Source organism: Halodesulfovibrio marinisediminis DSM 17456, from assembly GCF_900129975.1.
Classification (GTDB): Bacteria; Desulfobacterota; Desulfovibrionia; order Desulfovibrionales; family Desulfovibrionaceae; genus Halodesulfovibrio; species Halodesulfovibrio marinisediminis.
The window spans coordinates 402,030-414,171 of sequence record NZ_FSRG01000006.1 but is presented as its reverse complement, the minus strand read 5'-3'; the positions used below and the strand labels follow the sequence as shown (position 1 = coordinate 414,171).

The 12,142-nt window shown below is 45.0% G+C and carries 12 protein-coding genes; 5 read left to right on the top strand and 7 right to left on the bottom strand.

What is annotated here, in order from left to right:
- Positions 1–8: 8 nt before the first annotated feature.
- Complete coding sequence (locus BUR09_RS13145; RefSeq protein ID WP_074217404.1) at positions 9–1,337, bottom strand: TrkH family potassium uptake protein; 1,329 nt, start codon at positions 1,335–1,337, stop codon at positions 9–11.
- A gap of 81 nt (positions 1,338–1,418) precedes the next feature.
- Positions 1,419–3,020, bottom strand: a complete 1,602-nt coding sequence (gene coaE, locus BUR09_RS13140; protein WP_074217403.1) for a dephospho-CoA kinase — start codon at positions 3,018–3,020, stop codon at positions 1,419–1,421.
- Between the two features lie 121 nt (positions 3,021–3,141).
- Here coaE and upp point away from each other — a divergent pair, with 121 nt between their 5' ends.
- The gene (upp, locus tag BUR09_RS13135) at positions 3,142–3,768 is read left to right on the top strand and encodes a uracil phosphoribosyltransferase (RefSeq protein WP_074217402.1); all 627 of its coding nucleotides are present in this window, start codon (positions 3,142–3,144) and stop codon (positions 3,766–3,768) included.
- A gap of 196 nt (positions 3,769–3,964) precedes the next feature.
- Complete coding sequence (locus tag BUR09_RS13130; RefSeq protein ID WP_074217401.1) at positions 3,965–5,206, top strand: uracil-xanthine permease family protein; 1,242 nt, start codon at positions 3,965–3,967, stop codon at positions 5,204–5,206.
- Positions 5,207–5,267: 61 nt separating this feature from the next.
- Here the strand turns inward: BUR09_RS13130 and BUR09_RS13125 are convergent, their stop codons facing one another.
- The 4 genes from BUR09_RS13125 to BUR09_RS13110 all read right to left on the bottom strand — a co-directional run bounded on the left by BUR09_RS13125 (position 5,268) and on the right by BUR09_RS13110 (position 8,468).
- Positions 5,268–5,771, bottom strand: coding sequence for an FxsA family protein (locus tag BUR09_RS13125; RefSeq protein ID WP_074217400.1), 504 nt, complete (start codon positions 5,769–5,771; stop codon positions 5,268–5,270).
- Positions 5,772–6,023: 252 nt separating this feature from the next.
- On the bottom strand, positions 6,024–6,686 hold the full coding sequence (gene cmk / locus BUR09_RS13120) for a (d)CMP kinase (protein WP_074217399.1): 663 nt from the start codon (positions 6,684–6,686) through the stop codon (positions 6,024–6,026).
- Positions 6,676–7,791 (bottom strand): histidinol-phosphate transaminase, encoded by a 1,116-nt coding sequence (gene hisC / locus BUR09_RS13115; RefSeq protein WP_074217398.1) that lies wholly within the window; start codon positions 7,789–7,791, stop codon positions 6,676–6,678. Before hisC ends, cmk begins: the two co-directional genes overlap by 11 nt.
- Positions 7,792–8,018: 227 nt before the next feature.
- Positions 8,019–8,468, bottom strand: coding sequence for a universal stress protein (locus BUR09_RS13110; RefSeq protein ID WP_074217397.1), 450 nt, complete (start codon positions 8,466–8,468; stop codon positions 8,019–8,021).
- 270 nt (positions 8,469–8,738) lie between these two features.
- On the opposite strand from BUR09_RS13110, the gene BUR09_RS13105 reads away from it, so the two are divergent.
- A complete protein-coding gene (locus tag BUR09_RS13105; protein ID WP_074217396.1) occupies positions 8,739–9,224 on the top strand; it encodes a hypothetical protein in 486 nt (161 codons plus the stop codon).
- A 146-nt stretch (positions 9,225–9,370) separates the two neighbouring features.
- On the opposite strand, the gene BUR09_RS13100 is transcribed toward BUR09_RS13105, so the two are convergent.
- A complete protein-coding gene (locus BUR09_RS13100) occupies positions 9,371–9,859 on the bottom strand; it encodes a CinA family protein (RefSeq protein ID WP_074217395.1) in 489 nt (162 codons plus the stop codon).
- A gap of 111 nt (positions 9,860–9,970) precedes the next feature.
- Between BUR09_RS13100 and BUR09_RS13095 the strand changes: the two genes are divergently transcribed.
- Together BUR09_RS13095 and BUR09_RS13090 are read left to right on the top strand one after the other, a co-directional pair.
- On the top strand, positions 9,971–10,765 hold the full coding sequence (locus BUR09_RS13095; protein ID WP_139296846.1) for a hypothetical protein: 795 nt from the start codon (positions 9,971–9,973) through the stop codon (positions 10,763–10,765).
- 195 nt (positions 10,766–10,960) lie between these two features.
- The gene (locus tag BUR09_RS13090; RefSeq protein WP_074217393.1) at positions 10,961–12,121 is read left to right on the top strand and encodes a cytidine deaminase; all 1,161 of its coding nucleotides are present in this window, start codon (positions 10,961–10,963) and stop codon (positions 12,119–12,121) included.
- Positions 12,122–12,142: the final 21 nt, after the last annotated feature.

Genomic DNA, 12,142 nt, shown 5'->3' with positions numbered 1-12,142 from the left:
ATATGCTCCTAGCCGATAGGAAGGTCTGTCTCCGGTACCTTGTACCGGATATGAGAATGAAACTGCTGTAATGTCGTCAGTAGCCAGATTGGCCCAATACGGCCAACAAACATAAGAGCGATAACGATGCATTTACCGGCAGTGGTAAGTTTTGCGGTTAAACCTAGACTGAGTCCCACTGTACCAAATGCTGAAACAACTTCGAAAAATATTTCTAAAAATTGCCCACGCAACTGAGTGTGGGAATAGTTGCCTCCTTCGGTCAGGTTCAGTGCAACAGTAGCAAATCCGATGATAAGAGTGGCGACAAAAACAAGTGTAACTACTTTGTTGATTGTTTTTGAATCCAGCGCTTTGTTGCCAATGACAACTTGTTCCCGCCCTCGTACCTGAGCCATCATAAATGCGCCCAAAGCACGGAATGTAGTGACTTTGATTCCTCCTGCACAAGAACCCGGTGCACCTCCGATAATCATTAAAAAAATCATGAACAGCAGGTACAGGTTGGTCATTTCCGCCATGTTAACAGTATTAAATCCGGCAGTACGGGCTGTGACAGATTGGAACAGGGACGTAATCAGATTTGTTGTAAGTGAGTCCGTGTTCGGGGAGGAGATTCGTGAAATGAACAGCACAACTGTCCCGATAATAATGAGAGCTGTCGTGGTTGAAAGAATGATTTTGGTAACAAAGGAAAATTTTTGGTTTCGTCCGTTTCGGAACCAAAGGGTGAGTTCATCTAATACAGCAAAGCCTAGTCCACCAAGTATGATGAGCATCATGATGGTGACATTGACGCCAAGGTTGGTAGCCATGCCCATGAGGCTGTCTGGAAAAAGTGAAAATCCTGCATTGCAGAATGCTGATATGGAATGGAAAAAGGCTGAAAATACGGTGAATTGCCCATTTCCAAAGTAGAAGAGCAAGGAAGCTCCCACAATTTCTATGATGAAAGTCATGCCTGCTAATCGCAGCAAAAAACGACCTAAATCGAATGAGGAGTTGTGAAGAAGCGCTTGTCCTACAGCTAATCTGTCTGTGAGGGTTACTCGTCTTCTGAGAAGAAACAATGCAAGGCTTGAATATGTCATAATACCAAGCCCGCCTAGCTGAATAAGCGTAAGTAGGGTCAGTTGTCCGCCATGTGTCAGGGATGACGCAGGGTCAAGAACTGTAAGTCCTGTGACACATACAGCAGAAGTTGCGGTAAACAGTGCGTCTATCCAACTCATAGTGCCTGTAGAGGAAAAGTTGTACAACAGTACCGTACCAACAGTAATAGCTGTACTGAATGCTGCTACAGGAAGCACAAAAGGTAGTAACGTCTTTTTAGCCATGGGGGTGCAATACGCCTACATGTTTTTGTATGCAAGAGGCTTTATAAGCCTCTTGCTCTTTTTTTGATGTCTGTGAGTTTGTTATTCGCTCCACAAGGCTGTAATAGCATCAATAGTCTGTTGTAGCTTTTTGGCGCGTACGCGCATGATTGCGTCAATGAATTTATCAACAGACTGGTTTAGTGCTTCAAGCGAGCCGTTGTTTTCAATAATAATGTGGCACGCTTTCATCTTATCATCTTCTGCCCATTGCCACGAGTCCATGGTAGCGATGAGATCATCACTCCAGTCTCGATTTTTTTTCAGTCTGTTCTGCCGTGAAGTACCTTCGCAGCGAACGCCCGCTACAATATCTATTTCGCGATCCCAATGGGTTTCGTGAAGTAATGGTATTTCTGCAACAGCAAACGGATCAGCTGAATGCTCCTGCCAAAAACATGTAAGGTCGTGCAGGATGAGTGGGTGCACCAGCTGTTCCACCTCGTTCCGGCTGGCTTTGCTTTCCTGCATACGTTCAAATAGCGCCCTGCGGTTTACCGGACCTTCATCAGGACATACTTCGGAGCCGAAGCGTCCGCGAAGGACATACCAGCCGTCTGCGCCGTGTTCGTACAGTTTATGTACGATGGTATCTGCGCTCCATGTTGCAATACCTTTTTTAGCAAGTGCAGAAAGAACAACAGATTTACCGCATCCGGGCATGCCGGTGAGCGCAACGCGTTGTACGGAAAGTGTGAGGCGTTCGATCAGGTTAATGAAGTCTTGCGGCGGGTGGCAGGTGAATGACATTTGCTCTTTTGTGGCCGGATGTTCAAAGTTTAGTTTCCATGCATGAAGCATTTGGCGTGAAGCAAAAGGTGCCAACGGGGAATTAGCTTTAACCCCACCGCCGTACAAGGTGTCTCCCCACAGCGGATAGCCGATATGACTCATATGCACACGGATCTGGTGTGTTCTGCCGGTGTAAATTTTAACGGCAACCAGTGAAAATTTTCCTTTCGGGTCAGAGTAGAGTGTGCGGAATTCTGAATGTGCTTCTTTTGTGTTCGGTACAACAGCCATTCGAATTTTCATTTTCGGGTCACGCCCGATAGGCTCTTTGATTTCACCGGATTTAGGGGGAGTGCCGTGCACAAGAGCAAGATATTCTTTGGAAACAGTACGTGAAGCAAATGCTTCAGAAAGAGCAAGACGAGTTTTTTCATTAAGCGCAACGATAAGAAGACCGGATGTGTCTTTATCGATACGGTGCACGATGCCCGGACGGAAGCCTTCCATCTGCGTGATTTCTGGAATGCTGTGCGCGAGGCGATGAACAAGCGTACCTTCAGGGCAGCTTGGACATGGGTGTACAGTGAGTCCTGCTTCCTTGTTGATCACAATGAGGTCGTTATCCCTATGTAGGATGTCGATATCTCCTTCTTCAGGGACAATAGAATTCTCTACGACGGGCATCGTTATAGATATGCTCATATCCGGAAAAATTTTTGTGTTCGGCTTTGTGCATTTTTTATCATCAATGGTCACAAATCCGTCTTTAATGAGCTTTTTTATTTTTTCGCGACTAACGGCTTCATTTTTAAGAATATCACCAAGATGCTTGTCAAGTCTGACGCCATCAACGTGTGAAGGGACACGGTGCTCAAATTTTGAAAATTCGCTGTATTCTTCGGGTGTTGTCATAATATTTCTAGCTTATAGTGTTTGTTTCTTGACCATTGGCGATTTGTTAGAGTATAAGTCATTCGTTTAGGCGCGGTCTTTTTAGACCGCTTTTTTCAAGCAATCGCTCAAGGAGGCCGATGTGGCTGTTTACGTGGTTGACCATCCGCTGGTCAAACATAAACTCGGACGAATTCGTGAAGCAGATATCTCTGTTGCAGAATTCCGCGCACTTTCCAATGAAATTTGTCGTCTTCTTACCTACGAAGCTACCAAAAGTCTCGAAACCGAGAAATGCACCATCACTGGATGGGCTGGTCCTGTAGAAGTAGACCAGATTAAAGGAAAGAAAGCTACCGTAGTTCCAATTCTCCGTGCTGGCATTGGTATGCTGGACGGTATTATGGACATGATCCCAGGCGTTAAAGTTAGCGTTGTTGGTATGTTCCGTAATGAGGAAACTCTTGAGCCTGAAGAATACTACGTTAAGCTTGCTAAAAATATTGAAGAACGTACTGCGATTATTTTAGATCCAATGCTTGCAACCGGTGGTACCCTCATCGCTACTATCGATCTGCTTAAAAAAGCTGGATGTAAAAAAATCATTGGTCTGTTCCTCGTTGCAGCACCAGAAGGCGTTGAGCGTGTAGTTGCGGCGCATCCTGACGTAGATATTTACACTGCATCTGTGGATGAACGACTCAATGAGCACGGATATATTTTACCAGGTCTTGGCGACGCTGGTGATAAGATTTTCGGAACCAAGTAGCGTTTCGAACCGTTTTTGAACGGGAAGAGCATTTGACCCCCATGTTTCTGCTTTCTTTTGATGGCAGTGAACTCGGGGGAAGGGTGCTCTTTTTTTGGGCGGTCAGGATATGAATTAGCGCAGATATAATTTTTTATATCAATGGGTTGCGCTATTGGGGTTAAAAAAGAGTGATAAACACTCACAGTAGGAGGGAATGGTGTCAAACGTAAATACGGAATACTCTTTTAGGCTTAAAGATTGCCTTCTTGGCGCACAGATGCTTTTTGTTGCATTTGGTGCTCTTGTACTTGTGCCGCTGCTCACAGGACTTAATCCTAACGTGGCGTTCTTTACCGCCGGTGTGGGAACTTTGTTGTTCCAGCTTGTTACAAAACGTTCTGTACCAATCTTTCTTGCATCATCTTTTGCGTTCATCGCACCGATTATTTATGGCGTACAGACTTGGGGGATTCCGGCGACCATGTGTGGTCTTGCTGCTTCCGGTTTCCTGTACATGGGACTTTCACTTCTTATTAAAATGCAGGGACCACAGATTCTTGAACGCGTACTGCCTACCATCGTAACCGGTCCGGTTGTTATGGTTATCGGCCTTATGCTTGCACCTGTAGCAGTTTTCAACGCTCTGGGTAAAACAGGCGATGGTGCTATCCAGCTCATTCCAGAAAGCACTGCGCTTATTATTTCCATGGCATCTCTTGGCACAACCATTCTGATTTCTTTGTGCGGTAAAGGTATGCTGAGACTTATTCCGATTCTCTGCGGTATTGTTGTTGGCTACACTTTAAGCCTCTTCTACGGCATTGTTGATTTTTCTCCGGTTATCAATGCTCCTTGGTTTGCAGTTCCAAATTTTGTTACCCCTGAGTGGAACTGGGAAGCTATTTTGTACATTGTTCCAGTTGCTATTGCTCCTGCTATTGAGCATGTGGGTGACGTTCTCGCCATCGGCGCTGTAACCGGCAAAAACTACATCAAAGAACCTGGTGTTCACCGCACTATGTTTGGTGATGGTATTGCAACTACTTTTGCTTCTATGCTTGGTGGTCCTCCTAACACTACCTACTCTGAAGTAACTGGTGCTGTAGCACTTACTAAATCTTTCAACCCTGGTATCATGACATGGGCGGCCATCGTAGCAATCTGTCTTGCATTCGTTGGTAAGCTCGGTGCTGTACTTGCTACCATTCCTGTTCCGGTAATGGGTGGTATCCTTGTTCTGCTCTTCGGTACCATTGTTGTGGTAGGCATGAACTCTCTGGTTCGCGCAGGTCAGGACCTCATGGAACCTCGTAACCTTGCAATCATCGCAGTAATTCTTGTGTTCGGTGTTGGCGGCATGGCTTTCCACGCTGGTGCGTTCAGCCTCAAAGGTATCGGTCTTGCCGGTATCATCGGCATTATTCTCAACCTCATTTTGCCGAAACATCGCACATAGCCTCTGAATTACCGTCCAATTAAGGCTAAAGCCCCTGTCGCATACGCGGCAGGGGCTTTTTTTATTCGAATTTATTGATAATTCTTCTTTGCATATAGATGGCAAGAAGCGTGGTTAAAGGTGGAATAAGGAGGATTGTACCCATAAGACTGAACATGACTCCGGGTAGAAGGAAAAGAGTTGCTGCAAGAGCGACGAGCCCTGAACGGTATGCAGAGACTGGAGGAAGCAGTCCAAGTTGTACATCATTCAGACAGGTCGTGATCCATTCTGCACCGTTATATTTAAGGATAGCAAGTCCGATGCAGTTTGTTGCGATTGTAAAAATAAGCAGAAACTCTTGCGGGTGCAAAGGAGTGATAAGTTTGTGTTCAAGCGGGTTAAGTATGGAAAAAACTAAAAAAAGAGCAAAGTAGCTTCGTAATTTTTCAGGGTACAGAACACGTAAGGCGCGAAGTACTGAGGCGCATGTTTCTAATCGTTCTGCCTTTTTTAGCTGTTTTTCATCTATCTCTTGGTTGCTTAGCAGAAAACGCAGCTCTGCCTCTGTAATAATATGCTTCATAATATATTGTTGCGGTTGATTCAAAAAAATGCGGACTTTTTGCAGAAAAACATGAAGTGAGAAAAAATTGGTCGTTAGAGGGACTATGCCATAACTATGTTAGACTATGTGTTAAAAGATGTTATAGTCTCTAGTCTAAATATATTGGGTGGTTGTGAGCTATGTTACAGGTTGCGAGCACAAAAAAACCTCCTGCCGAATAATTTCGGCAGGAGGTTAATCTCAATTAGCGAATGAAGTAGCAGCGTCTTGTTACTCAAAGTAGCTCATGATGGCGTCAAATACGCCGTCGATATCGAGCTCTGTCGTATCAATGATGTGAGCGTCTTCTGCTGCTACAAGTGGCGCAACAGCGCGGTTTCTGTCTTGCTCATCGCGTTCTTTAATCTGCTTGATGATGAGATCAAGGTCAGCTGGTTTTCCCATTTCCTGTAATTGTTTGAAACGGCGGGCACCGCGTTCTTCTGCAGTTGCATCAAGGAAAAACTTGTGCTTGGCTGTAGGGAATACAACAGATCCCATATCTCTTCCCTCTGCCACGAGGGATGTCTGTGCACCGATTTCTCGTTGGACTCGTTTTAATGCCTCGCGCACAACAGGAAGTTGAGCAACGGAGGAAGCCAGAGCAGCAACTTCTTCTGTACGAATTTCGTCACCGACAGGTGTGCCGTTAACAGAAAGTACAGAATCAAATCCGATGCCGGAAAGGGAAAAGGAGTACTGTGCAATGTGTTCTTCCAGTTCTGTTTCAGACATGCTAGGGGCAGCTTCTCCGAATTTCCAGCCAAAGATGCGGAACATTGCTCCGGTATCGAGGTAGGCAATGGAAAGTTCCTGTGCAACGCGTTTGGCAAGTGTCGTTTTGCCAACACCAGCGGGGCCGTCGAGAGTAACGACGCGCAGGTTATTCTGCATTAAGAATCTCCTTGAGAGCAGAAATAAGCACTTGGTTTTCATGATCAGTACCGATGGTTATACGCAAGTGCTTAGGAAGGTTGTAGCCTTTTACAAGAGGGCGAATGATGAGACCGCGCTTGAGCAGTTCTTCCGTTAAGTAGCTGCCGTCTTTTGGAGCTTCAACCATAATAAAGTTTGCAAGGGACGGATAGACATTAAAGTCTAACGCTTCTAATTCCTTGGTAAGGTAAGCGCGACCTTCACGTGTAACGCGCAGAGTCTCTTCAATAAACGGTGTGTCTTGCAGAACGGCAATACCTGCCTGTTCAGCAAGAATGTTTACGTTGAATGGTGCGCGGATGCGGCGCAGGTATTCTGCAAGCTGCGGATTCATGGCACCAAAACCAAGGCGCAGGCCAGCAAGGCCGAAACATTTAGAAAAAGTTCTCAGTACGCACACGTTATCGTACTGCGTAAAGCGAGGCAGCATGGAGTAGCGGTCTAAATCTTCCGCAAAGTCCATGTATGCTTCATCCACAACGAGCAAGCAACTTTTTGGAAGCTTTGCATGGAGGGCAAGAATTTCCTCCACTTTCGGTGCATAGCCGGAAGGGTTGTCCGGTGTGGTAATAAATACAATGGATGTCTGATCATCTACCAGCTTAAGCAGGCCGTCCCAGTCAAACGTAAAGTCATCGTTCAGTGCTGCCTGTCGGAATTCTACACCGTTGAGGCGTGAGAGAACCTGATACATGGAAAAGCACGGTTTAAAAGCAACAATGTTGTTTTTTCCCGGTGTGGCTTTAACACGGATGAGCATGTCGATGACCTCATCAGAACCGTTACCGGATACGATGGTGTCATCGGGAATATGGAAGTAATGGGCAATGGCGTCGACAAGGTTCGGTGTGCCTACCTGAGCGTAACGGAATGTGGATGAAGCATATAATTTAATGACATCCTGAACTCGCGGGGAAGTGCCCAGCGGGTTTTCGTTACTGGCAAGTTTAATGATAGAGTTGAGACCGTAAGCCTCTTTTACCTCGTCAATGGACTTTCCTGCCGTGTAGGGAGAAAAGCATTTAACCTCTTCGCGGATTGCTTCACATACTTTTGAGCTCATGTATTGCCCCTTTTCCCAATGTTTTTTCAATACGTTTTTGGCATGCCGTCTCTGGTTGATTGGGCTATTATATATGGTTAAACAGCCAGTTAGGATCGGTAGCCGATAGTTAGACAATAGTTGAGCAAGGTATGCACCAGAAAAATGATGCATAGTAAAAAGGACGACCCGTTATGAGTCGTCCTTTTGAATAGACTACTAAAATGTATATCGCAAGTAGCAGAGTGTTACTTAGGAAAATCAGGGCGTACTGTAAGTACAGGAATCTCTGCTCCGCGAACAACTTTGGCAGCAACGGAGCCAAACAGAAGCCTGTCGATGCCGGTTCTGCCATGGGTTCCCATGATAACGAGATCGGCTTTTTCGTCCGCAGCAATTTCTAGAATCTCTTCAGCAGCAAAGCCGGTAACAACTTTGCCTTTAACTTTTAAGCCGGGGAAGTGCTTTTCAAGGTACTCATCCATGTTTTTTTCTGCGCCGGTAACAATTTCTCCAACAAAGGCTTCGATTGTGTTCGGTGGAACGTGGAAACCGACATATTGGTTCAAGGATGGAGCCGCGTAAACAACAATCAGTTCAGCATCAAATTTTTCAGCAAAAAGTTGTGCATATTCTGCAATGTAGGTACTTTCGTCCGAAAAATCGATAGCCACAAGAGCTTTTTTTATAGCAACCATACTACCTCCTGAGGGATAACGAGTATCTGTCTATAAGCGGTCAACTGTTTTGTTTTATACCTTATATACACACAGTATGTGAAGATAGACAAGGATAACGTTCTTATGTAGGTTGTAGAGGTTGTGCACTATTTTCTGCAAACAATAGGCAGAAAATTCCGCATGATCTATGTCCGAAAAATGAAAATGTACTGTTTTCAACGGTTCAGACGTTTTGGCAAGCTCTTTGCTAGATTAGGAGCATAAATCCTAATCGCCGGGGATATTGTTATGAGAATAAATACAACAGAACAGATTACATTGATAGCAAGGCAGAGCCAGGCAACCAAAGCTCCTAAAAGAGCAGCGGACGGTTTCCATAATCTGCTTTCTCAGGAAATTGAGTTGCAGAGCAAATCTGCATCTGAGGCATTGTTGCCTCCCGGTACCCGCTCAATTGCATTTGATCCGCGTCTGAATGCTGATCAGCAGCCAGTTGCACAGCAAGTTGTTGATCCGAATAAGGTGGCAGATGAGCTTGAAGGCATTCTTGATCAGTGGGAAAAATATTCCACACAGATCAGCACACAGGGAACACCTGATCTTAAAGGTGCATTTGGAACCCTTCAGGAACTTGCCCATAACCTTGCAACGCTTAAGCAGTCTGCACCGTCCCTCCAGTCAGAATTTCCAGAGCTGGATAACGTGCGCAACGAGCTTGAGGTTATGACCGTGACAGAACAGTTTAAATTGAATCGCGGGGATTATCTCGTGTAATATCAAGACGCTGTTGGCTTTCTATGAACGTCATGCAGCATGCAAGGAATTGATTGTCTGTAACAGACAGCAAACTTCTTGTGATAATGATAGTAAGAAAAAGGCAGCTATACAGCTGCCTTTTTCTTTTTGGTATGGGTGAGCAGTTATCGCCTCAGCTCATGAAGTAGGGTGGTAATCGCTGCCATAGCTGTTTGATAACGTACATCTGCTCTGTCACCACTGAATACATGGTGTTGAGCAAAATGTTGTGAACCGATGGCAAAACCAATCCAGACTGTTCCGACCGGCTTCTCTTTCGTTCCTCCGGAAGGGCCTGCAATGCCGGTTACAGAAATTGCTGTTTCCAGCTGCAAAACATCCTGTACTCCACGCACCATAGCAAGAGCTGTCTGCTCGCTTACAGCACCATGCTTTAATAAGGTTTCATGCGGTACATGCAGCATGTTTTCTTTTACTTCATTTGCGTAGGAAACGATGGTTCCCTTAAACCAACTGGATGAACCTGATACGTCGGTAAGCAGCATAGAAATAAGTCCGCCTGTGCATGATTCAGCTGTGCCGAGCATGTATTTATTCTGGCGCAGGATCTCACCGAGTTCTATAATCTTTGTGGATAGTTCTGGAATATGCATATGATAACTCCCTGAATACTCGCTACCATTGTGAGAAACGCATAGCAAGCTGGCCTTGCTAGAATCTCCCTATGCAATGTAGAATAGCACGAAGTACAGGAGGAGAAAACGTTGACAGATTTTGATTCTCTTTCATCGGCCCTTAAGGACGAGGTAATGACTGACATTGCCACTGGTTTTTTTGGAGCGCGTAAAGCAATAGATGATGAGCGCGATCTTTTTCATCATGTAGAAAGCGATCTTCGGCTGGCAGAACAGCGCGCCTTAAATACCTGTGCGCAGTTAAAAGCATTGCTGACCAGTGAGCGCGATCTGGAAAAATTATTGCGTCTGCTCGGCGTATCGGTAGAGTTTCTTGAGCGCATGGAAGACACTGATCCGTGGATTAATATGGAACTACCTTTTGCCTTCACCGCGGAGGGGCGGTACAAAAAATGCGTTCTGAAAACATATGAGAATATGTATTCAGCGTTTAAATCGTTTTTGCACGGTATAACGTATAAGACGACTGATACGTTTAGAAAATTTGGTCAGACCACAGGCTATTATAGATATGTAGAGTGGTGTGATGACTTGAATGAACGCATCAAGAAGGTTAACCGGGACCGTTCACCGGCGCATGTGTTAAGTGTTGTGCGTGATTTGGATGTAGATACGGTGGCGAAACAGCGTGCTGTAGGGGCTGTCAATGTTGCAGCCGGTTGTTTACCGGGCGATGATCTGTGTCTGCTTTTGGTGCCTTGTGAAGACTTGAAGGCAATGGAGCTCCCCGAAATTCCTCCATTGAACACTCAGCTTTCAGATAAACACACTGTAGAGTCAATTCTTAAAGAATATGCTTCAGAAATATACAAAAGAGATCGTGAGAAGGTTAAGCAGATTCTTAGTACCTTGAAAAAAGATTAGAATTTACGCATGAAAAAGGCAGTGTTGCTGTACTTGAGGCATTACCTACAGTTTTTACAGGTTGTGCCGAAGAGTATTGTACGCTGCCTTTTGCTATGTTTTGCAGTTGATGCAGAAACAGCAAGTCGTGGCAGTAATTTTGTTTGAGATGCGTACAGGCTTACCGCAAAGCATGTTTATTTTTAGGAGATAGTAATGCGCTGTCGAATTTTAGCTGTGTTAATGGGCATTGCCCTGAGTGTATGTACCTTTGTTGCTGTGCCGCAGGCCTATGCTGAAGCGCCTATAAAAGTTGTGTATGGTTTTGACAGGGAGTTCCCTCCGTTCTCATTTGAAGAGGCAAAAGGGAAGGCTGTAGGGTTTGACGTTGATTTGATTCGCGCTATTTTCAAAGGTCAAAATGTGAAGTTGGTGACACGTCCGCTTGTTTGGGATCATGTTTTGATGGAGCTTTCTTCCGGTACAATTGATGTGACCACTGGCATGGCAAAAACAAAACAGCGCAATCTACTTTTTAATTTTTCTGAAAAGCCTACGCTTCCGATGAAGGTTCGATTGTTTACTAAGACTCCAAACCGTGTCGGAAATATTACTTTGTTGCGTGGTCAGAAAGTGTCCGTAAAACGAGGTTCTTTCCAGCAGCGAGTATTGGAAGATTTCGGTGGAATGAATATTAAACCATTCCCATCCAAGGTGGATGCAATTCATGCTCTTGGTCGTGACGAAGTGCAGGCTTATTGCGGACCTGAACAGACAGCTTATTACTACCTAAATCGGTTCAAGTACGGAAAAATTAGCGCTGTAGGAAGCCTTATGCGCATTACAGAAGCGTTTGTTGCGGTTAATCGCGACAAAGGACGCATTTTGGACATGGTAAATAAAGGGTTCCAGCGAGTTGTTGCAACAGGTGAATACGACAGAATTTATCGCAAATGGTTTGTTCCTGAATTGTATGAAGATGATATGAACAAGCTGTTTGAAGCAGCTTCTGAAGCAGCAGTAAACGCCTATGCTCCATATTCCAAAGTTCCAGTAGGCGCGGCAGTTCTTACCCGTTCCGGTAAAACATATGTTGGTTGTAACGTAGAGACAGCCAAAGAGAATATTTCTGCTATCAAGACGGCAATTCTTAAAGCTATTGCCGATGGCGAGTATGATTTTCGTGCGGTAGCTGCACTTGCTCCAGATGGTTCCGTAGTTGCTCCAACTGCTGAAGACCGACAGTTCTTGTTTGAGTTTGGACGCGGTATCCTTGCAGCTGTTGAGCCGGATAAGGGAGATGTGAAAATGATCATGGTTTCCCAGTTGCTTCCATATCCTGTGCTATCAGGTAATAAAGGTTTTACCTATGAGTAGCAGAAGATAACTTAACTTATG